Here is a 20,156-nt window from a genome sequence, read left to right as displayed (position 1 = left end):
ATGGCCGCCACCGAGATCCTGATCCTGGCGGGGGGCTTCGGCACCCGCTTGCGCAGCGAAGTGCCTGACCTGCCCAAGCCGCTGGCGCCCGTCGCCGGTCGGCCGTTCCTGAGCTACCTGCTGGACCGCTATGCAACCGTCGGCATGACCAAGGTGATCCTGGCCACCGGCTATCTCGGTGAGGTGGTCGAAGAGACCATCGGCACGCGCTGGGCCGGAATGGACGTGGTGTACTCACGCGAACAGACGCCATTGGGAACCGGCGGTGCCATTGCGGCTGCCGCGCGTCTGGCGAGCGGCAACGGCCTGCATGTGTGCAATGGCGATACCTATCTTGAATATTCTCCTGCTGCGCTGGAGGCGGCCGCAGAAGGCTTGCCTATGGCAATTGCGCTTGCGCGGGTAGAGGATGTCTCGCGGTACGGTACGGTTGATGTCGCGCAGGGCAAGGTCCTGCGTTTTCACGAGAAGCGGCCGGGCGGCAGCGGCCTGATCAATGCCGGCAGCTATTTTCTGAGCGCCACGGCGCTTGCCGAGTTGCCGGCCGAAGCGGCCTTTTCGTTCGAGAAGCAGGTGCTGGAGCCGACCGCGGCCAAGGGAAAGGTGGGTGCGCTGGTGGACACCGCTGCTTTCATCGACATCGGGGTGCCGGAGGACTTCCGTCGCGCGCAGATCGAGTTCGCGGCGCGATGAGTCGTGCAGCCGCGGGTCCCGGGCTGGTGGAGGGCGCGGGAATGACCGACCAGGCTGCCGGTCGGGTGCTGTTTCTCGACCGCGATGGCGTCATCAACGTCAATTTCGGATACGTGCATACACCGGAGCAGACGCAGTGGGTGCCGGGCATCTTCGAGCTCTGCGCAACGGCGCAGGCCCGAGGCTACGCGCTGGTGATCGCCACCAATCAAGCCGGTATCGCGCGGGGCTATTACGACATTTCCGCGTTCGAAGTTTATACGCGCTGGATGCATGCGCAGTTCGCACAACGTGGCATCGCCATTGCCGCCACGCTGTACTGCCCACACCACCCGGATGCAGGGAATGGGCCGTTCACCACCGTCTGCCGCTGCCGCAAGCCGGCCCCGGGCATGTTCCTGGAGGCGGCCAGGCGCTACCCGATCGATCTGCCACAGTCAGCGTTGGTGGGGGACAAAATCAGCGATATGCACGCTGGGCACGCCGCAGGGGTGGGGCGCCTGTTCCTGCTGGCAGGCGATGTCGGTAAAGGTGACGCACCGCACAATGCCGTTGTGGTGGAGACGCTGGGCGACGTACAGGCACGGCTATAGCTGCCCATACCGATAGCGCAGTCATCTTCTCCGCCCCGGCACTGCTAGCATGCTGGAACCATCATGGAAGGGAGAGGTCCGTGACGCGTTTCAAGTCCGTGTCAGAGGAGGGCAACTGCCTCCTGTGCAGCAATCCTGCCGTTCCGTTTCGAGTGGTCGACGGCGTGCAGTACTTCGAGTGTGGCGCGTGCGATTTCATCTTCGCTGATCCGGCATTGATCGCTGCCATCGATGCCGGGGAGTCTCCGCGGGAGTACGACGAGGACTACTGGCGGTCCGAGCTGGAATCAGCGCGCGACCGTTCCTACGGATCATCGTTGGCGCGGGTCGGTGAAGCGCTGCTGTACTGCGCGGTGCCGGTGCGCAAGTTCATCGACATCGGTACTGGTCCGGGTTTCCTGCTGGATGCGGTGGATCGGTATCTACCTACCAGCTCCAGCAGCTTCTACGGTGTGGAGAAATTCCCTCCCGACCCCGAGTTCCGTTCCAGGCATGCCAATTATGTCTGCGCCGATCTGGCTGACATGGGCATGTCCTTTGAGTGCGGCGTCTGCGTAGAAGTCATCGAACATCTGACCCCGGCCATGGCCGGATCCCTGGCCGGCTCGCTACGCAAGGTGTCCGCTCCAGGGTCGCTGTTCCTGTTCAATACCGGCCTGACCGAGTATGTCCGGCACGAAGACCCGGGCTATCTGGATCCGTTCCTGCGTGGTCATATCACCTGCTGGTCGGTCACCGCCGCGCAACGAGTGTTCGAACCCCACGGATTCAGGGTTCTCCCTCTGCCCGGGAAGAGCTGGGCATTCGTGGTCGAGTATCCCTCGGATGATCCGAGGCAGGAGATTCCGCTGCAGGACCGCATCTGGACTGCACCTCAAGCCAATGTGGATCTGTTGACCGATGCCAACATGGGCACCGTGATGCACATCCTGGCTCGGGAAAGTGCACGGGCCTATCGGTGAGTTGATTACACGCGATCGAGGCTCACAGGGATACAGCTGCATCGGCCAAGGCGGGGGCCTGCTGTAGAATGCCTGCACCGTTTACGTAGGCCATTGGGCCGCGCGGAAAGGAAAGTCTTGATGCCCAATAGAATCCGACGTGTCCTCACCGGTTTTTTCCCATTGCTGGTGCTTGGAATCGTCAATTTCGCAACGTTTGCCCGGCACTATCGTGGTAAATCGACGTTCCCCTGGGATTTCCTGGGCGGTTACCACGCGCAGGCGTTCGGCTGGTTTGACGCGGGCAGCATTTTCGCGCCTCCCAGTTGGCTGCCCTGGTCGGACATGGGTTTCCCGGCGTTCCTGGCAATCCAGTCTGGGGCCTGGTATCTGCCGCTCGCGCTGCTGGACGCAGCCGGTGTGACCTACTCGATCCATGTCGCCACCATGGTGCAGGTTCTGCATGTGCTCCTCGGTGCCGTGGGCATGTACTGCCTGGGACGAGTGCTTGGCTGGGGAAAGCTGGTGGCGCTGTTCGCCGCCGTCATCTATCACTACGGAGCGACCTTCTATTCCAACCAGCAGCACGTGGACATCATCCGCGCAGTTGCATGGCTGCCCTGGCTGCTGCTGTCGCTCCATCCTTCTCTCCTGAGCCGAAAGGCATGGGCGCCACTTCTTGCCGCCGTGGTGCTCTCCCAACTGCTGATCTCGGGCTATCCAGGCAACATTATATCCAGTGCCTATGCTTGCGTACTCTGGGTATTGTCCTTCCAGTTGGCCCTCGCCGTGCAGAACCGCGATGAGCTGAAGAACTACACGCTCAAAGTCGCGGTGGCAGTCATCGGCGGGACATTGATGTCGATGCCAAAATGGCTGCCGGTCGCTCTGTTCAGCGGGTCGGGACTGGGGATGGATCCGGTAGCACCTACGCCCATCATGGCTCACCACCTTTTGACCCTGGTGATGCCTTACCAGTTCGACGGCCTGTCAAACGACCTGACCATGCGCGCGCTGTGGTTGCCGGCCGCCGCGCTCTGGGGGATTGCGTTTGCCCGGATGCGCGACAGGTTGGTGCTGACGGGACTGGGGTTCATCACCCTGGCGCTTGTGATGGGCTTTGTGGTGCCGCGTTCTGAACTGCTGCAGCAGGTGCTGCCCGGAGCGCGCATGAGCAGGTTCCCTGTCTCCGATTGGCGGCCGGTGCTTCATCTGGGCATCATCCTGGTAGGAGCTTCGGGTTGGAAGCGTCTTCTGGAGCAGCAGCTTTCGCTGCTGCGCACCGTTGTTGGCGCCTTTTCGGTGCTTGCAGCCATTGGACTTCTCGTCATCGCTGCGATCCGTTTCGGCTATCCCGCGCAGATGCTGACGCGTGTCCTGGCCGTCTTGTTCGTCCTGATGGCGTTGAGCATGATCGCCGGTCTGTTCCAGCATGGCGCCATCGCGTCCAGGCGCTGGACTATGCTTCTGCCGGCGCTGCTGTTGATCACCACGGCGTTGGATGGCTACAGCTACTATCGCAGCCAGCCTTCGACATGGCGCCCGGCGTGGACCAAGGCCGCGGAACTGGACTCATTCGGGGGCGAGTTCGATGGTTTCGTCGCCCAGCAACGCGAGGGTGCGCTCAAGCGACGTCCGGCGCGCTACCAGCTTGGCGAAAATGCCGCCGAAGTGCTGTTGCACAAGAACAACTCACGGTACAACCGTTGCTGGTATGCGCACAGTTTCTGCACTTTCGGCTACAACAACCTTCGACTGTCGGAGCCACACCGGAAGTTCAGCGATGCCGTTGGCGGGGAAGGCGGGGACCAGCTCGCCAGATTCGCCGCGCGTCCGCAGCAGCTGTTGATTCTGTCAGGTCCTTCTGATGACAGGATTCCTGCTCTGGATGGGCCTGACGATGCCTCACTGGCTGGCGAGAGCCACGGGGTGAGCGTTAATTTCCTGAGCTATGGTAGTGACGCGGTCGACTACCGCATCTCGACGCAGAGGGAAATACGGGTGGTCGAGAACGAGATCTGGTGGCCTGGTTGGGCGGTCTCACTGTGCACAGAGCATGATTGCAGGGCTGAGATCCCTGTTGTTTCGACCAGTCAGGCGCTTCGGTCGTGGCAGGTGCCACCAGGAAACTGGACGGTCAAGCTCCGCTATCATCCGCCGTCACTGCTTCCTGCCTACCTTTGCGTACTCATCGGTCTGCTGATGGCCATCGGCGTCGGATTCGTCAGGCTGCGGATCAAGGATGCCAAGGCGAACGCATAGTTCATCCACTCGAGCGTCGTTGGAAATGAAAAAGGCCACGCCACCGTCAGTGGCGTGGCCTTCTTCCTGCGAGTGGTTTACTCCGCGGGCTGGCTGGCCTTGGCGCTTGCCCACTGCTCGTAGCCCACGCCCTGCCACGGCATGCCGCGATCAAAAGTCTCGCGCCACGGGTACACCGGCGTACCATCGAACTTCGACTTGATATCACGCACGCTTGCCACCTGCTTGCCTGGATTGCCGACGATGACGGCCTCGGCCGGCACATCCGAGCGCACCAGCGAGGATGCGCCAACCAGCGCATCCTTGCCGATGGTCACGCCCGGCAGTACCACGCTCATCGTGGCGACCACGGCGAACTCTTCGATGGTCACACCCACCAGGGTGCTCGACGGCGGGTGCGGATCGTTGGTGAGGACCACGTACGGGAAGATCCAGACGTAGTCCTTGATGGTGCTCTTGTGGCCAACGTGCACGTTGCTGTGCAGGCGCACGTAGTTGCCGATGTCGCAGTGGCCCTGGATGTCCGACAGGGTGCCGATGCGGACGTGGTGGCCGATGTTGGCCTGTTCGCGGATCGTGACCCGGTGACCGGTCTCGAAATGATCGCCGAAGGTACTGCCGGCATACACGATGGTGCCGGAACGGATCAGTGAGTTGCTGCCGATCGACAGTACCGGATTGACGTAGGCGTCGCGCTCGGAGTGGATGGCCACGTTCGGCTCACCGATGATGCAGTCCGGGCCGATGAAGGTGTTATCGCCGATCACGACGTTGTCGTAGACGATCGTGCGAGCGCCGACAGTAACGTTCTGGCCGAGGCTGACGTTCTCACCGATGAGAGCGGTGGGGTGGATGCCGAAATAATTCTTCATGGTTGTGTCCCTGAATTCTGGAGAGTTGCCTTCTCCCGCCGTGGCAGCACAAACACAGCGGTCGGAGATCCTTGGGATTCTCGCATGAACGGGCTGCTTCGAATCAGTGGCGGCTTCGACGACCGCACGGTGATCAGTTGCGCCGTGGGGGACTGCGGCCGCCGGCGAGCACCAGCTTGGAAAGAAGATAGGTCAGTGGCAAGGTCGCGCAGATCGAGATGAACGGTGCAATCCGCGCATCCACTCCGAAGCGTGACACCGAGAGTTCCAGTACTACCGCGCCTGCGAGATACGTGGCGAGGTAGACCAGCGGAAAAAGGATGATTTTTCGCAGGCTGTAATCGGTCCGGAACACGAATTTGGTATTGATCACATAGCTGAGCAGGATGCCGGCGACAAAGCTGATCGCATACGCGACTCGAAACTCCACCACCAGCAGTAACAGCCAGTACAGCACGAAGGTGCTGCCGGTATTGAGCGCACCACCTGCCAGGAATCGCAAGATGGTTGGCAGGGATGCGCGCAGGTTCACGCCTTGGCCGCAGAGGTCAGGGCGATGAATTCATCGTAGTGGCGGATGTACTCGTCCGAATCGTAGCCTTCCGAGGCGAACACCAGCAGCACCGCGCCCGGCGAATACTGGTACTGGGTGCCCCAGATCATCGGCGGCAGGTGCAGGCCGACACTTGGCGAATCCAGGGTGAACTCTTCGCGGCGGGTACCGTCGTCGGCCAGCACGCGCACGCTTCCTTTGACGCAGATCAGGAACTGGTGGCAGATGCGATGCGCATGTTCGCCGCGGGTTTCCTGGCTGGGCACGTCGAACACGAGGAAATAGCGCTTGGGCTGGAACGGCAGGTCCTTGGAGAACTCGCCCACCGACAGCGCGCCGCGCAGGTCCTGGTAGCGCGGCAGCTTGTGCAGCTTCACCCCGGACACGCTGCTGAGTGGCGTGTCATCGCTGGATACTGCGGTTGGGCGGGTCTGCGTCTTGCCATCGGTGACGTAGCCGACGATGCGCGCCGGATTGCCCACCACGATGGCGTTGGGCGGGACCGAACGGGTGATCACTGCGCCGGCGCCGACCATGGCACCGCTGCCGATGCGTACGCCCGGCAGCAGGGTCGCATTGGCGCCGATCGAAGCGCCTGCTTCGACCACGGTCTCCGGGAAGCTGTCCAGATGCTGGCCGGAGCGCGGAAAACGGTCGTTGGTGAACGTGGCATTGGGGCCCACGAACACGTCATCGCCGAGGCGCGTGCCATTCCACAACTGGACGCCCGACTTCACGGTGACCCGGTTGCCGACCACGACATTGCCTTCAACGAACACGCCATCGCAGATGTTGCAGTCATCGCCGATCACGGCACCGGGGAGTACATGGACAAATGCCCAGATCCTGGTGCCGTCGCCGATCTGGTCGGATTCGCAAAGTGCATTGGGATGGCAGTAGAAGCTCATGAATGACGTTCCGGGAAGGTTTCCAGCGACTGCAGGATGGACAGCGGGCGGGCCTTGGTGTTCTCGAAGGTCCGCCATGCGTAGGCACCCACCACGCCCAGACCGAGCGAGTTGAGTGCGCCGAAGAACAGAATGGTCACCATCGTGCCGGCATAGCCCGGCACCGCCACCAGCCCGGAGAGCTTGGCGGCGAGGATCAGGATGGACAGCCCAACTGCGGCGATCAGCGCGAGTGTGCCGATGGCCATCAGCAGGCGCACCGGCAGGTCGGTGAAGGCGAACACGCTGTCGGACAGGTAGCGGAGCTTCTTCTTCAGAGTCCAGGCACTCTTGCCGTGTTCCCGGCGGAGCCGCTGGTAGGACACGAAGGCACGTCGCCCCCCCAGCCAGAACAGCTGTGCCAGAAGACTGGTATTGCTTTCCTTCAGAAGAAGCAGGCGATCACGCATGTCCGAGGTCACCGCGAAGATGTCCACGCCACCCTTGGGGATGTCCGGCATCACAAAGCGGCGGTAAAGCGACCAGAAGGTCCCCGATGCCAGTTTGGAAAGGCCCGGATCCTCACGCGACTCGCGCACGCCCATGGCGATGTCCTTGTCGCCTGGCCGAAGGGCCTTGAACAGGTCGATCACCAGGGCAGGGGGCTCTTGGAGGTCGGCCGCCATCACGGCGATGATCGATCCCTTCGCGTGCTCAAGCCCGACCCGGATCGCCGAGAACGCGCCGAAGTTGCGTGACAGCGCGATCAGCTGGGCATCGAATCCCGCCGTGGGAAGCTGCTCGCGCAGGCGCGCATAGCTCTGGTCAGGGCTGCCGTCGACGACGAATACCGCCTCGAATGCAACGCCTGCCTCCTGCTTGATCGATGCAAGTGCGGCGATCAGCGGCGTGATCGAGCCTTCATTGCCGTAAACCGGGACAACGACGGTCAGCGAGGGGCTCAGAAGCGATTGCATGCGTCGATGACCCGATCGATTTCGGCATCCGTCAGTTCGGGGAAGCACGGCAGGGTGAGCACGGTGGTGCAGTCCAGCTCGGTCTGAGGCAGCGTGACGCGGTCGAATCGACCCGCATGGCAGGGCTGCTTGTGATCGGCGATGGGGTAATGCACGTCGGTCTGGATGCCGTTGTCGGTCAGGTGCTGCTGCAGCGCGGTGCGTTCATCGGTGCGGATGACATACAGGTGCGCAACATAGCCCTGACCGGCGCTGGCATTGGTGCGGATCCTGGGGTTGCGGATGCCAACGGCGTAGCGCTCGGCGACACTCCGGCGGTTCTGGTTCCACTGGTCCAGATGCGGGAGCATCAGCAGCAGCATGCTGGCCTGGATCTCATCCAGGCGGCTGTTGCGGCCACCGGCCAGGCCGTTGGTGTACTTCTGCGTCCAGCCGTACTGGCGCAACATACGAACGCGATCGGCCAGGTCGGTGCGACCGGTGACTACTGCACCGCCATCGCCCAGTGCGCCGAGGTTTTTGGTTGGGTAGAAACTGAAGCTGGCGATGTCGCCGAACGAGCCGGCCACGCCATTGTCGTTACGGGCGCCATGCGCCTGCGCGCAGTCTTCCACCAGGCCAATGCCGCGCGCCTTGCACAGGGCCGCGATGGCTTCGATATCGGCCAGCTGGCCGTACAGATGGGTGACGATGACGGCCTTGATGCCGCCGTCGGTCAGTGCTGCCTCCAGCTTGGCCGGATCCATCGTCGCGCTGTCGGCGCTGATGTCGATGAAGACCGGTTCGGCACCGCAGGCCAGTACGGCCGAGGTGCCGTACATCGCAGCGTTGGCCACGACCGCGACGCGGTCCGCGCCGCCAACCTCCAGTGCGCGCAACGACAGCTCCAGCGCGTCGGTGCCGTTGGCAACGCTGATGCAGTGCTCGACGCCGCAATATGCGGCGAAGGCAGATTCGAAAGCACGGACGTTTGGGCCCAGCACGTAATAGCCACTTCCCACCACTTCGGTGGCGGCTGCCGCAAGAGCATCCTTCAGCGGCTCGATGTGACGGGAGAGGGAATTGACAGGAATGGCTTCAAGCGTCATTGAAATGGATTCTGCTGTGGTTGAAGCCATTGGAAGCAAAGCTCCAAGCGCGCTTCTAGTGGGTGCGCCGGCAGCAGGCTGCCGGGGCTGGGCAATACCCTGCCGATTGTAACCATTCCTGATGCGATGGCTTCAGCGGCAGCCGGTTCCACGCTTTGACTCATGCCGGCGGGGTTCCCTCCGGCAAAACGTCGCCATTCGGCAGTGGATGGCGACGTCCTGTCTTATAGCGCCGCTTCCAGCTCTGGCAGGATCGCAAACAGATCCCCCACCAGGCCGATATCGGCAATCTCGAAGATCGGCGAATCCGCGTCCTTGTTGATGGCCACGATCGTGCCGGCGTCCTTGATGCCGGTCAGGTGCTGGATCGCACCGCTGATGCCCACGGCCACGTACAGCTCCGGCGAGATGATCTTGCCGGTCTGGCCGACCTGCAGGTCGCTGGGCACGTAGCCGGCATCGACCGCAGCGCGCGATGCACCGACGGCGGCGCCGAGCTTGTCGGCCAGCTGGAAGATGACCTTGAAGTTCTCTTCCGAGCCCACGCCGCGGCCACCGGACACCACGCGCTTGGCGCTCTGCAGGTCCGGACGGTCGCTGGCACCGGCGGCCAGGCCGACGAAGCGGGTATGGGTCGGCAGGGCTGCATCGACGCTTGCAGCTTCAACGGCGGCACTGCCGCCCTGGGCCGCTTCCGGCCACGACGCGGCACGCACGGTGGCGACCACGATCTGGTCGGCCGGGGCCTCCACGGTGATGATCGCGTTGCCGGCGTAAATCGGGCGCTTGAAGGTGTGGCTGCCTTCGACGGCCATCAGGTCGGAGACCTGGTTGACGCCGAGCAGGGCGGCCACGCACGGCATCAGGTCCTTGCCGAAGGTGGTCGACGGGCCGAACACGTGGGTGTAGCCCTTGGCCAACTGCGCGATCTGCGGGGCCAGTACCTGGGCCAAGGCCTGCGCGTTGGCGGCGTTGGCCACGGTCAGGACCTTGGCGACGCCGGCAATCTTCGCCGCTTCAGCAGCAACGACGGTCGGGTCGGCGGCCAGCACCAGCACGTCAATGCTGGCGCCGGAAACGGCTGCAGCAGCGCTGACGGTCTTGGCGGTAGCGGCGTTGAGCTTGCCGTCGTGGTGCTCGGCGATGACGAGAATCCTGCTCATTACAGCAACCCCTTCTGCTTGAGTGCGGCAACCAGTTCGGCCGCGTCCTTGACCATCACACCCTTGCTGCGCTTGGACGGCGCGGCGTACTGGGTGGTCTTGAAGGTATCGGCAGCTTCAACACCGAGGTCGGCCAGCTGCAGGGTCTCCAGCGGCTTGGCCTTGGCCTTCATGATGTCGGGCAGCTTGATGAAGCGCGGTTCGTTCAGGCGCAGGTCGGTGGTGACCACGGCCGGCAGGTCGACTTCCAGCGTTTCCAGGCCGGCATCGACTTCACGGATCACCGTGGCCTTGCCGTCGGCAATGTCCAGCTTGCTGGCGAAGGTCGCCTGCGGACGGCCCCAGAGCGTGGCCAGCATCTGGCCGGTCTGGTTGGCATCGTCGTCAATGGCCTGCTTGCCCAGGATCACCAGGTCCGGCTGTTCCTTCTCGACCAGCTTGAGCAGGGTGCGCGCGGCGGTCAGCGGCTGGATAGCCTGGTCGGTGACCACGTGGATGGCACGGTTGGCGCCCATGGCCAGACCGTTGCGCAGGTGCGCCTGGGCGTCGGCCGGAGCGATGGTGGCAACCACCACCTCGCTGGCGATGCCCTTGTCGCGCAGGCGCAACGCTTCTTCCAGGGCGATCTCATCGAAGGGATTGGGGGACAGCTTGACGCCGTCGGTGACCACGCCGGAACCGTCCGGCTTGACCTGAATGCGGACGTTGTAGTCCACCACGCGCTTGTACGCGACGAGGATTTTCATCTGGTACGAGATCCTTGTAGTGCCGGTCGCTGGCCGGCTCACAGTTGCGGAGAACGCCCGGTCCTGCAACAGCAACCGGTTCGGGGGTGGGATCCCGATTCTAGCTGGCTTGGGGTGACCATGCGAACGCGTATGGTGGACTTGCCTCTTGCTGCGGCGCAGCAATTCAGTGGGCGCCAGTTCACCTGTGTGATCGCCCGCTACAGGAAGTGCGTTGTATCCTTTCACGTTGCATTGTCGGGGCCACGAAGGCCCTGTCCCGCGAATCATAATCAGGAGAACAGGTAGTGCCCACATGGCTTGTCACCGGCGGCGCCGGATTCATTGGCGGTAACTTCGTTCTCGAGGCTGCCGCCCGCGGCGTCAAGGTCATCAATCTCGATGCGCTGACCTACGCCGGCAACCTGAAGACCCTGTCCAGCCTGGACGGCAATCCCAACCACGTGTTCGTCCAGGGTGACATCGGCGACAGCGCGCTGGTTGCCCGCCTGCTGGCGGAGCACCAGCCGGATGCCGTGCTGAACTTCGCCGCCGAAAGCCACGTCGACCGCTCCATTGATGGTCCGGGCGCGTTCATCCAGACCAATGTGGTCGGCACCCTTGGCCTGCTCGAGGCCGTGCGCGACTACTGGAAGGCGCTGCCGGCCGAGCAGGGCGCGGCGTTCCGCTTCCTGCACGTCTCCACCGATGAGGTGTACGGTACGCTGGGCGAGACCGGCAAGTTCAGCGAAACCACCCCGTATGCACCGAACTCGCCGTACTCGGCGTCCAAGGCCGCCTCGGATCACCTGGTGCGTGCGTTCCACCACACCTACGGGCTGCCGGTGCTGACCACCAACTGCTCGAACAACTACGGCCCGTACCACTTCCCGGAGAAGCTGATCCCGCTGGTGATCGCCAAGGCCCTGGCCGGCGAACCGCTGCCGGTGTACGGCGACGGCAAGCAGGTGCGCGACTGGCTCTTCGTGTCCGACCATTGCGAGGCGATCCGCACCGTGCTGGCCAAGGGCCAGGTGGGTGAGACCTACAATGTTGGTGGCAATTCGGAAAAGCAGAACATCGAAGTGGTGCAGGCCATCTGCGCGCTGCTGGACCAGCGCCGTCCGCGTGCCGATGGCCAGCCGCGCAGCAGCCAGATCACCTATGTCGCCGATCGGCCGGGCCATGACCGCCGTTACGCGATTGATGCCTCGAAGCTGAAGAACGACCTGGGCTGGGAACCGGCTTACACCTTTGAACAGGGCATCGGCTTCACCGTCGACTGGTATCTGGATAACCAGGAATGGGTGAACGGCGTGCTCGACGGCAGCTATCGCCTGCAGCGCATCGGCACCGCGGCCTGAACCAAGGACACGACATGACCCAACGCAAGGGCATCATCCTCGCCGGCGGCTCCGGCACCCGGCTGTATCCGATCACCAAGGGCGTCAGCAAGCAGCTGCTGCCGGTGTACGACAAGCCGATGATCTATTACCCGCTCAGTGTGTTGATGCTGGCGGGCATCCGTGAAGTACTGATCATCAATACCCCGCACGAACAGGCGCTGTTCCAGCAGTTGCTGGGCGATGGTTCGCAGTGGGGCATGGACATCCAGTACGCCGTGCAGCCGAGCCCGGACGGGTTGGCGCAGGCCTATCTGATCGGCAAGGACTTCGTTGGCGGCAAGCCGAGCTGCCTGGTGCTGGGCGACAACATCTTCCATGGCCACGGCCTGCGCGAGGTGCTGAAGCGTGCCGACGAACGCGTGGACGGCTCGACGGTGTTCGGTTACTGGGTCAATGATCCGGAGCGCTACGGCGTGGCCGAGTTCGACAAGGGCGGCAAGGTGATCGACCTGGTTGAAAAGCCGGAGAAGCCGCGTTCGAACTACGCTGTCACCGGCCTGTACTTCTACGACGGCAAGGCCAGCGATTACGCTGCCGAGCTCAAGCCCTCGCCGCGTGGCGAACTGGAGATCACCGATCTCAACAAGCGCTACCTGCAGGAGGGCAATCTGCACCTGGAAGCGCTGGGGCGTGGTTATGCGTGGCTGGATACCGGTACCCACCAGTCGCTGCTGGAAGCGTCCAACTTCATCGAGACGATCCAGACCCGCCAAGGCCTGCAGGTCTGCTGTCCGGAAGAAATCGCCTTCGGTCAGGGCTGGATCAACGCTGAGCAGCTGGAAGCACTGGCTGCGCCGCTGATCAAGAATGGCTACGGCCAGTACCTGCACACGCTCGCCCAGCGCGGAGTCGTTCCGTGAAAGTGATCGAAACTTCACTGCCGGGTTGCCGGGTGATCGAACCGGCTGTATTCGGTGATGAACGTGGTTTCTTCTACGAGACTTGGAACGCTGAGCGCTTCGCTGCATTGGGCCTGCCGGATCGCTTCGTGCAGAGCAATGTGTCCACCTCCAGCCGGGGTGTACTGCGCGGACTGCATTACCAATGGCCGCGGCCCCAGGGAAAGCTGGTATCGGTGTTGGAAGGCGAGGTGTACGACGTCGCCGTCGACATCCGCCGCGGCTCGCCGACGTTCGGCCGCTGGGAAGCGGTCGTGTTGAGCGCTGAAAACAGGAAGCAGTTCTGGATTCCGGAAGGCTTCGCCCACGGATTCGCCGTGTTGTCCGAGCGAGCATTGTTCAGCTACCTGTGCACGGATGTCTACGTCAAGGAGGTGGATGCCGGCATCCGCTGGAACGATGCCGATATCGCCGTGGACTGGCCGATCAGCATCCCGACCCTTTCGGCCAAGGACGAGAATGCCCCGTTCCTGAAGGACATCGCCGAAGATCGCTTGCCGGTGTACCAGCCATGACAGTGCTGGTGTTTGGCGGCAACGGCCAGGTCGGCCAGGAGCTGCTGCGCGCGTTGGCACCGCTGGGCAAGGTGGTTGCGACCACCCGCAGCGGCGTCCTGCCCGACGGCAGCGCTTGCGAAACGGCCGATTTCGGCCAGCCTGACAGCCTGTCGGCCCTGCTAGACCGGCTGCAACCGTCGATCGTGGTCAATGCGGCCGCCTACACCGCCGTCGACCGTGCCGAACAGGAGGTCGACGCCGCCTTTGCGGCCAACGCGCAGGCGCCGGGCCTGATCGCGCGCTGGTGTGCGGCGCAAGGCGTGCCGTTCGTGCATTACTCCACCGACTACGTGTTCGATGGCCAGGGCACGGCCCCGTACCGTGAGGATGAACCGACCGCGCCGCTGGGGGTCTATGGCACCAGCAAGCGTGATGGCGAAGACGCCGTGCGCGCTGCGGGCGGCCGTCATCTGATCTTCCGCACGGCGTGGGTGTATGCCTCGCACGGCGCAAACTTCCTGCGCACGATGCTGCGGGTGGGCGCTGAGCGCGATCAGCTGCGTGTGGTGGCCGACCAGATCGGCACGCCGACGCCGGCGGCATTGATCGCTGATGTCACCGTGCAGGTGCTGCAGCATCCGGGCGCGCTGTCGGGGACGTGGCACCTGACGGCGTCGGGGCAGACCAGCTGGTATGGCTTTGCCGAAGCGATTTTCGCTGAAGCGCTGGCGACGGGCGTGCTGGACAAGGTGCCGTCGGTTGAAGCCATCCCCAGTTCCGAATACCCGACCCCGGCCAAGCGTCCCGCATGGTCGGTGCTCGACAACCGCAAGCTGCAGCAGGATTTCGGCATCGCACTGCCGACTTGGCAGGACGGCCTGAAGCGGGTCATGGCTGAGATTGCCTGACCCGGTAGGCGATGTGCCGACCAACGGTCGGCACCCACCGCAGGGCGTAGGGTCAACTCCGCCCGTAGGTATCCTCGAACCGCACGATGTCATCCTCGCCGAGGTAACTGCCGGACTGTACCTCGATCAGTTCCAGCGGCAGCTTGCCCGGGTTGCGCAGGCGATGGGTCACGCCCAGCGGGATGTAGGTGCTCTGGTTCTCGCTCAGCAGGATCACCTCGTCGCCGCGGGTCACTTCGGCAGTGCCGCTGACCACGATCCAGTGCTCGGCACGGTGGTGGTGCATCTGCAGGCTCAGCGTACCGCCGGGCTTGACCGTGATCCGCTTGACCTGGAAACGCTCGCCGTTGTCGATTGAATCGTAGGCTCCCCACGGTCGGTAGACCTTGCGATGCCAGGTCGCTTCGCTGCGGCCGTCAGCCTTCAGCTTCGCCACCACCGTCTTGACCTCCTGCATGCGATCGGCCTTGCCGACCAGCACCGCGTCGTCGGTCTCGACCACGATCACATCATCCAGCCCGACCATCGCCACCAGGCGTTGGCCGTAGGCATAGGTGTTGCGGCAGTCGATGGCGATCACATCACCCTGGTGCGCATTGCCATCGCCGTCCTGCTGCGATACATCGCGCAGTGCGGTCCAGGAGCCGACATCGTTCCAGCCGGCATCCAACGGCACCACCACTGCATCGGCGGTCTTTTCCATCACGGCGTAATCGATCGAATCGGACGGCACGGCAGTGAACGCGTCCTTGTCCAACCGGGTGAAATCGGCATCGCGGCGTGCGCTCTGCCATGCGTCGCGGCAGGCCGACAACATGGCCGGCTGCAGGCGTTCCAGCTCCTGCAGGTAACGCGAGGCCTTGAACAGGAACATGCCGCTGTTCCAGTAGTACTGGCCGCTGGCCACGTAGCCGGTGGCGGTGTCCAGATCGGGCTTTTCGACGAAACGCTCAACCGCGCGCACGCCTTGGCCGTCGGCGGCCTTGATGTAGCCGTAGCCGGTTTCCGGGCCGGTCGGCACGATACCGAAGGTGACCAGCTTGCCGGCTTCAGCAGCGTCGGCGGCCGCCTGCACCGCAGCGCGGAACGCGGCTTCGTCGGTGATCACGTGATCGGATGGCAATACCAGCAGCAGTGCATCGGCGCCATCACGGGTGGCTTCCAGCGCGGCCACGGCAATGGCCGGGGCGGTGTTGCGGCCGACCGGCTCGAGGATGATCGCGGCCGGCTCGGCGCCGACCTGCTGCAGTTGTTCGGCCGCAACGAAGCGATGTTCCTCATTGGCAATGACCAGCGGGCCACGGCTGGCAATGGGCGCCACGCGCCCCCAGGTCGCCTGCAGCATCGTCAGCTCACCGGCCAAGGGCAGGAACTGCTTGGGATACGCTTCGCGCGAGAGCGGCCACAGGCGGGTGCCGGAGCCCCCGGAGAGGATGACGGGCTGGACGGTGTTCATCGGGACATCTCCGCTCAGGCCTTCAACAGCGCGGCGATTTCATCGGTGCGCGCCTGCATCAGCGCCGCATCCCCGCGCGATTCCACGTTCAGGCGCAGCAGTGGTTCGGTGTTGGAACTGCGCAGGTTGAAACGCCAGTCGCCGAAGTCGGCACTGATGCCATCGGTATGATCCAGCGCCGGCGACTGCGCGGCGAAGTGTTCCATCACGCGGGCCACGGACGCCTTCGCATCGCTGACCTTGAAGTTGATCTCGCCACTGCACGGGTACGCCGCCATGCGGTCCTCCACCCAGTCGGCCAGCGAACGGCCGCTTTCGGAAATCAGCTGGGCGATCAGCAGCCAGGGGATCATGCCCGAGTCGGCATAGGCGAATTCGCGGAAGTAGTGGTGGGCGCTCATTTCGCCGCCGTACACCGCATCCTCTGCGCGCATCTTTTCCTTGATGAAAGCATGGCCGCTCTTGCACAGCACCGGCACGCCGCCGGCCTGTTCGACCATCTCCACGGTGTTCCAGACCAGGCGTGGGTCATGCACGATCTTGCCGCCCGGGTTGCGGTCCAGCGCCGCCTTGGCCAGCAGGCCGACGAGATAGTAGCCCTCGATGAAGCGCCCGCTGTGGTCAAAGAAGAAGCAGCGGTCGAAGTCGCCGTCCCAGGCAATGCCGAAGTCGGCGCCGTGCTCGCGAACCGCCTCGGCAGTCGCGGCGCGGTTCTCCTGCAGCAGTGGATTGGGAATGCCGTTGGGGAAGTTGCCATCGGGTTCGTGGCAGATGCGGATGAACTCGAACGGCAGATGCGGCGCCAGCAGGTCGACGATGGCGCCGGCGCCGCCGTTGCCGGCGTTCACCACCAGCTTCAGCGGCTTCAGCTTGCTGACATCGACATAGGACAGCAGGTGCTGGATGTAGGCGCTTTTGTCGTGCTGGGCGGTCTGCCCGGCCTTGGCCGGTGCGGCGGGCGCGGTATCGGCGGCAACCGCATCGGAGATTGCGAACAGGCCGGTGTCCGAGCTGATCGGGCGCGCGTTCTCCTTGACCAGCTTCATGCCGTTGTAGTCCATCGGGTTGTGGCTGGCGGTGACCATCACACCGCCGGCCGCACCGCGATGGTCGGTCTGGAAGTAGACCTCCTCGGTGCCGCACAGGCCGATGTCGATCACTTCCCGGCCCGCGCCGCGCAGGCCCACCGCCAGCGCGTCCTGCAGTGCCAGACTGGTCAGGCGCACGTCGTGCCCCACCACCACCGGCCCGGGCGACAACTGATCGGCCAAGGCCACACCGATCCGGCGGGCGAGGTCTTCGTTCAGTTCTTCCGGCACGCGGCCGCGGATGTCATAAGCCTTGAAGGCGGGCAGGGGCATCGCTGGAATCCTTTGTCAGATCAGTTGGCTAGTGTAATCCCAGCCTTGTATGGGAATCGTTTCCATAGCCCCAACGCTGCCTGACCGCCGAAGCTGTCACGTGTGGGCGGACCGGCGTTTGCGCGCGGGGCGCTTTGCAGGCGCGCCGGGCAGGGGAGACAGCAGTGCCTCCAGATCGGCTGCATCGAAGCGCGGCCCCGTGCCCCCGCCACCTTCCAGGATCGCATCGGCCAGGTCGGCCTTGCGCTGCTGCAGCTTGGCGATCCGTTCCTCGACGCTGCCGGCGGCGATCAGCTTGTAGACGAACACGGGCTGATCCTGGCCGATGCGATGGGCACGGTCGGTGGCCTGGTTCTCGGCAGCCGGGTTCCACCATGGATCGAAGTGGATGACGGTGTCGGCGGCGGTCAGGTTCAAGCCCACGCCGCCGGCCTTCAGGCTGATCAGGAACACGGGAACCTCGCCCTGCATGAAGCGCTGCACCGGTGTGACCCGGTTCTGGGTGTCGCCGGTCAGGGTCACGTAGGCCAGACCGAGGGCATCCAATGCCTGCGCAATCAGGGCCAGCATGCCGGTGAACTGCGAGAACAGAAGGATGCGGCGTCCTTCTTCGACCATGGACGGCAGCATCTCGCGCAGCAGGTCCAGCTTGGCTGAGCCTGCAGTGCGCGCGGGTGCATGGCCCGGCAGAAGGCGCGGATCGCAGCAGACCTGGCGCAGTTTCAGCAGCGCGTCCAGCACCACGATGTGATTGCGCGCCAGCCCGCTGCCGTTGATCGCTTCGCGGACCTGCTTTTCCATTGCCGCGCGCACGGTTTCGTACAGTTCGCGCTGGCCGCCTTCCATCGCCACAGTGCGGGTGATGACCGTCTTCGGCGGAAGTTCGGAGGCGACCTGGTCCTTGCGTCGGCGCAGGATAAAAGGGCGCAGGCGCTGGGCCAGCAGCTGTGTGCGCCGGCGGTCGCTGCCGCGCTCGATGGGGTGGCGCCAGTGCTGGTTGAACTGCTTTTCGCTGCCGAGCAGCCCGGGCAGCAGGAAGTCGAACTGCGTCCACAGCTCGCCCAGATGGTTTTCCAGCGGGGTGCCGGTCAGGCACAGTCGATGACGGGCCAGCAGCGTGCGCAGCGTGGCCGCTGCACGCGACCTGGGGTTCTTCACCTGCTGTGCCTCGTCAAGGATCAGCAGGTGATAGGTGTGCGCCTGCAGCGCGTGTTCGTCGCGCCAGAGCAGGGGATAGGTGGTCAGTATCAGATCATGTGCGGCAATGGCATCGAACTGCGTGTCACGTCCAGGCCCGTGCAGGGTCAGGACGCGCAGATCCGGAGTGAAGCGCGCCGCTTCACTCTGCCAGTTGTGCAGCAATGAGGTTGGCACGACCACCAGCGCCGGCTTGTCCAGGCGGCCGCTCTGCTTTTCAACCAGGAGATGGGCCAGGGTCTGCAGTGTCTTGCCCAGGCCCATGTCATCGGCCAGCACGCCGCCCAGGCCCTGCTGGCGCAGGTACTGCAGCCAGGACAGGCCTTCAAGCTGGTAGCTGCGCAGCGTCGCGCGCAAGCCCTGGGGCGCTGGGACTGCGGTCATCGCCGGTGCGTCCAGCAGGCGCTGCACGCGTGCGCGGGTATCGTTGCTGCTGTGCAGTCGCAGCTGCGCGGCGTCCTGCAGTGCCAACAGGCGTCCGCGGTCGTGCGCCTGCAGGCGCAGCGGTTGCCCGCGGTCGCCGAAAAGATCCGCCAGCAGCGCGATCACCGGTTTCAGCCGGGCTGCCCGCAGGGCAAGACGTTCATTGCCCGCTGTCGTCAGCAGTACGTTCTCGTCATCGCCGATCGCGTCCAGCTGGCCGCGCAGCCAGCGCGGATCGGACTGCAGTACGCCCTGCAACAGCGGAGCCAGCGCAATGCTGCGGCCATCGATGTCGATGGTCAGGGCCAGGTCGAACGCGGAGTTGTCGGTGGGCACCGACCGTACATCCAGGTCGATCTCCTCCACCCGGGTGATGCGATGACGGAAGGCATCGTCGGTCTCGATCTTCCAGCCCAGCGCTTCCAGCTGCAGTACATCCTCCAGCAGGAAGCGGGTCCAGTCGAAACTGCGCAGCTCGAACAACGGACCGCCGCCCTCCAGCACGATGCGCGGTTGCCGCTCGCGGTGCAGGTGGACGCTGTTCAGTTCAGCTTCGCGCCGTGCCTCCCCGGCCAGGTCACGCGGCAACAGGTAGAGCTGACCCTCGCCGCCATGCACGAACAGCGACGGGTCGTCGAGAAAACGTACGTGCTCGTCGTACTCGAAAGCGACGGTGGCGACGTCGAGCCATTGCGAGGGGTCCCGTTCGGTGAGCCAGGCAGGACGGTATTCCATGCTGTGCAGATGGAGGATCGGCGTCATCGCCTGGGTCTGCAGGGCGGGCAGTATCGGATCGGCGGCCGCACGCAGCGAACCCGGTTCACCCTCCAGTGAGTTCTGCAGCGCGGCCAGCAACACGGCGGCGACATGCTCGCAGTGCGTTCCAGCCGGACAGGTGCAGCGACTCTGCAGGGGGCTGTGCGGGGTGCGGGCGCTGGCATCCAGGTCGATCGCTACCTGCCAGCCCTCGACCTGGGCGGTCAGCAGTGGTGACTGGTAGCGCAGCTCGCGCACTGCCGACACGCGGCGGTTGCCCTTTTCCAACGTCCCGGCATCCAGCCAGCGGGACAGTTCCCCTCCGGTGAATACTTCGGCCATGCGTCGTCCTGTCCTCTCCATCTACAGCACGCGTTGCCAAGGGCACCGCAAGCGGGAAAGGGAACATTCTACGGATTGGCAGCCCTGCATGCCGGTTCATGCTGCGGCGCATCCCAGCCGGCGTCGGGTGTGCCGCTAGAATGGCGGCATTCTCACC

18 protein-coding genes are annotated in these 20,156 nt (G+C 64.1%); 8 read left to right on the top strand and 10 right to left on the bottom strand.

All coding sequences use genetic code 11. The annotated features are described in order from the left end of the window. The 4 genes from ACQ5SA_RS10065 (at position 1) to ACQ5SA_RS10050 (ending at position 4,489) form a co-directional block, all read left to right on the top strand. Positions 1–693 (top strand): sugar phosphate nucleotidyltransferase, encoded by a 693-nt coding sequence (locus ACQ5SA_RS10065; RefSeq protein ID WP_499314137.1) that lies wholly within the window; start codon positions 1–3, stop codon positions 691–693. Positions 694–734: 41 nt separating this feature from the next. Further along, positions 735–1,286 carry a D-glycero-alpha-D-manno-heptose-1,7-bisphosphate 7-phosphatase gene (locus tag ACQ5SA_RS10060; protein WP_499314136.1) on the top strand — a complete coding sequence of 184 codons (552 nt, stop codon included), beginning with the start codon at positions 735–737 and terminating at the stop codon, positions 1,284–1,286. An 80-nt stretch (positions 1,287–1,366) separates the two neighbouring features. Next, entirely contained in the window at positions 1,367–2,248 is an 882-nt protein-coding gene (locus ACQ5SA_RS10055) for a methyltransferase domain-containing protein (protein ID WP_499314135.1), read from the top strand. 120 nt (positions 2,249–2,368) lie between these two features. Next, positions 2,369–4,489: a putative glycosyltransferase family protein gene (locus ACQ5SA_RS10050; RefSeq protein ID WP_499314134.1), complete on the top strand. Its 2,121-nt coding sequence runs from the start codon at positions 2,369–2,371 to the stop codon at positions 4,487–4,489. A 77-nt stretch (positions 4,490–4,566) separates the two neighbouring features. Here the strand turns inward: ACQ5SA_RS10050 and ACQ5SA_RS10045 are convergent, their stop codons facing one another. The 7 genes from ACQ5SA_RS10045 to ACQ5SA_RS10015 form a co-directional block, all read right to left on the bottom strand. Further along, positions 4,567–5,361 carry an acyltransferase gene (locus ACQ5SA_RS10045; RefSeq protein ID WP_499314133.1) on the bottom strand — a complete coding sequence of 265 codons (795 nt, stop codon included), beginning with the start codon at positions 5,359–5,361 and terminating at the stop codon, positions 4,567–4,569. A 133-nt stretch (positions 5,362–5,494) separates the two neighbouring features. Then, complete coding sequence (locus ACQ5SA_RS10040; RefSeq protein ID WP_499314132.1) at positions 5,495–5,893, bottom strand: GtrA family protein; 399 nt, start codon at positions 5,891–5,893, stop codon at positions 5,495–5,497. Further along, positions 5,890–6,822 (bottom strand): WxcM-like domain-containing protein, encoded by a 933-nt coding sequence (locus ACQ5SA_RS10035; protein WP_499314131.1) that lies wholly within the window; start codon positions 6,820–6,822, stop codon positions 5,890–5,892. Before ACQ5SA_RS10035 ends, ACQ5SA_RS10040 begins: the two co-directional genes overlap by 4 nt. Then, the gene (locus ACQ5SA_RS10030; protein WP_499314130.1) at positions 6,819–7,778 is read right to left on the bottom strand and encodes a glycosyltransferase family 2 protein; all 960 of its coding nucleotides are present in this window, start codon (positions 7,776–7,778) and stop codon (positions 6,819–6,821) included. The genes ACQ5SA_RS10035 and ACQ5SA_RS10030 overlap by 4 nt, the downstream gene beginning before the upstream one ends. Then, positions 7,763–8,866 carry a DegT/DnrJ/EryC1/StrS family aminotransferase gene (locus ACQ5SA_RS10025; protein ID WP_499314129.1) on the bottom strand — a complete coding sequence of 368 codons (1,104 nt, stop codon included), beginning with the start codon at positions 8,864–8,866 and terminating at the stop codon, positions 7,763–7,765. Before ACQ5SA_RS10025 ends, ACQ5SA_RS10030 begins: the two co-directional genes overlap by 16 nt. A 224-nt stretch (positions 8,867–9,090) precedes the next feature. Continuing rightward, positions 9,091–10,029 (bottom strand): electron transfer flavoprotein subunit alpha/FixB family protein, encoded by a 939-nt coding sequence (locus ACQ5SA_RS10020; protein ID WP_499314128.1) that lies wholly within the window; start codon positions 10,027–10,029, stop codon positions 9,091–9,093. Further along, positions 10,029–10,775: an electron transfer flavoprotein subunit beta/FixA family protein gene (locus tag ACQ5SA_RS10015; protein WP_499314127.1), complete on the bottom strand. Its 747-nt coding sequence runs from the start codon at positions 10,773–10,775 to the stop codon at positions 10,029–10,031. Before ACQ5SA_RS10015 ends, ACQ5SA_RS10020 begins: the two co-directional genes overlap by 1 nt. 287 nt (positions 10,776–11,062) lie before the next feature. On the opposite strand from ACQ5SA_RS10015, the gene rfbB reads away from it, so the two are divergent. The 4 genes from rfbB to rfbD are packed head-to-tail and all read left to right on the top strand — an operon-like array spanning position 11,063 to position 14,464. Beyond that, positions 11,063–12,118, top strand: coding sequence for a dTDP-glucose 4,6-dehydratase (gene rfbB, locus ACQ5SA_RS10010; protein ID WP_499314126.1), 1,056 nt, complete (start codon positions 11,063–11,065; stop codon positions 12,116–12,118). Positions 12,119–12,132: 14 nt separating this feature from the next. Further along, a complete protein-coding gene (gene rfbA, locus ACQ5SA_RS10005) occupies positions 12,133–13,020 on the top strand; it encodes a glucose-1-phosphate thymidylyltransferase RfbA (protein ID WP_499314125.1) in 888 nt (295 codons plus the stop codon). Further along, positions 13,017–13,574 carry a dTDP-4-dehydrorhamnose 3,5-epimerase gene (rfbC, locus tag ACQ5SA_RS10000; protein ID WP_499314124.1) on the top strand — a complete coding sequence of 186 codons (558 nt, stop codon included), beginning with the start codon at positions 13,017–13,019 and terminating at the stop codon, positions 13,572–13,574. The genes rfbA and rfbC overlap by 4 nt, the downstream gene beginning before the upstream one ends. Next, complete coding sequence (rfbD, locus tag ACQ5SA_RS09995; protein ID WP_499314123.1) at positions 13,571–14,464, top strand: dTDP-4-dehydrorhamnose reductase; 894 nt, start codon at positions 13,571–13,573, stop codon at positions 14,462–14,464. Before rfbC ends, rfbD begins: the two co-directional genes overlap by 4 nt. 52 nt (positions 14,465–14,516) lie before the next feature. Here rfbD and ACQ5SA_RS09990 read toward each other — a convergent pair whose 3' ends face one another. The 3 genes from ACQ5SA_RS09990 to ACQ5SA_RS09980 all read right to left on the bottom strand — a co-directional run bounded on the left by ACQ5SA_RS09990 (position 14,517) and on the right by ACQ5SA_RS09980 (position 19,999). Beyond that, positions 14,517–15,920 carry a mannose-1-phosphate guanylyltransferase/mannose-6-phosphate isomerase gene (locus ACQ5SA_RS09990; RefSeq protein WP_499314122.1) on the bottom strand — a complete coding sequence of 468 codons (1,404 nt, stop codon included), beginning with the start codon at positions 15,918–15,920 and terminating at the stop codon, positions 14,517–14,519. A gap of 14 nt (positions 15,921–15,934) precedes the next feature. Further along, a complete protein-coding gene (locus ACQ5SA_RS09985) occupies positions 15,935–17,281 on the bottom strand; it encodes a phosphohexomutase domain-containing protein (protein ID WP_099820377.1) in 1,347 nt (448 codons plus the stop codon). Between the two features lie 96 nt (positions 17,282–17,377). Continuing rightward, positions 17,378–19,999, bottom strand: coding sequence for a DEAD/DEAH box helicase (locus tag ACQ5SA_RS09980; protein ID WP_499314121.1), 2,622 nt, complete (start codon positions 19,997–19,999; stop codon positions 17,378–17,380). Between the last annotated feature and the right edge of the window lie 157 nt (positions 20,000–20,156).

The organism is Stenotrophomonas indicatrix, from assembly GCF_050573115.1.
GTDB classification, from domain to species: domain Bacteria; phylum Pseudomonadota; class Gammaproteobacteria; order Xanthomonadales; family Xanthomonadaceae; genus Stenotrophomonas; species Stenotrophomonas lactitubi_A.
Note: the sequence above shows the minus strand (reverse complement) of the source record. Positions and strands in the feature narration are given on the sequence as shown.

Bases quoted from the DNA above. Each gene is read 5' to 3' on its own strand.
- ACQ5SA_RS10065 (WP_499314137.1), top strand. From the start codon at position 1: ATGGCCGCCACCGAGATCCTGATCCTGGCGGGGGGCTTCGGCACCCGC.
- ACQ5SA_RS10060 (WP_499314136.1), top strand. From the start codon at position 735: ATGACCGACCAGGCTGCCGGTCGGGTGCTGTTTCTCGACCGCGATGGC.
- ACQ5SA_RS10050 (WP_499314134.1), top strand. From the start codon at position 2,369: ATGCCCAATAGAATCCGACGTGTCCTCACCGGTTTTTTCCCATTGCTG.
- ACQ5SA_RS10045 (WP_499314133.1), bottom strand. From the start codon at position 5,361: ATGAAGAATTATTTCGGCATCCACCCCACCGCTCTCATCGGTGAGAAC.
- ACQ5SA_RS10035 (WP_499314131.1), bottom strand. From the start codon at position 6,822: ATGAGCTTCTACTGCCATCCCAATGCACTTTGCGAATCCGACCAGATC.
- ACQ5SA_RS10030 (WP_499314130.1), bottom strand. From the start codon at position 7,778: ATGCAATCGCTTCTGAGCCCCTCGCTGACCGTCGTTGTCCCGGTTTAC.
- ACQ5SA_RS10025 (WP_499314129.1), bottom strand. From the start codon at position 8,866: ATGACGCTTGAAGCCATTCCTGTCAATTCCCTCTCCCGTCACATCGAG.
- ACQ5SA_RS10020 (WP_499314128.1), bottom strand. From the start codon at position 10,029: ATGAGCAGGATTCTCGTCATCGCCGAGCACCACGACGGCAAGCTCAAC.
- ACQ5SA_RS10015 (WP_499314127.1), bottom strand. From the start codon at position 10,775: ATGAAAATCCTCGTCGCGTACAAGCGCGTGGTGGACTACAACGTCCGC.
- rfbA (WP_499314125.1), top strand. From the start codon at position 12,133: ATGACCCAACGCAAGGGCATCATCCTCGCCGGCGGCTCCGGCACCCGG.
- rfbD (WP_499314123.1), top strand. From the start codon at position 13,571: ATGACAGTGCTGGTGTTTGGCGGCAACGGCCAGGTCGGCCAGGAGCTG.
- ACQ5SA_RS09990 (WP_499314122.1), bottom strand. From the start codon at position 15,920: ATGAACACCGTCCAGCCCGTCATCCTCTCCGGGGGCTCCGGCACCCGC.
- ACQ5SA_RS09985 (WP_099820377.1), bottom strand. From the start codon at position 17,281: ATGCCCCTGCCCGCCTTCAAGGCTTATGACATCCGCGGCCGCGTGCCG.
- ACQ5SA_RS09980 (WP_499314121.1), bottom strand. From the start codon at position 19,999: ATGGCCGAAGTATTCACCGGAGGGGAACTGTCCCGCTGGCTGGATGCC.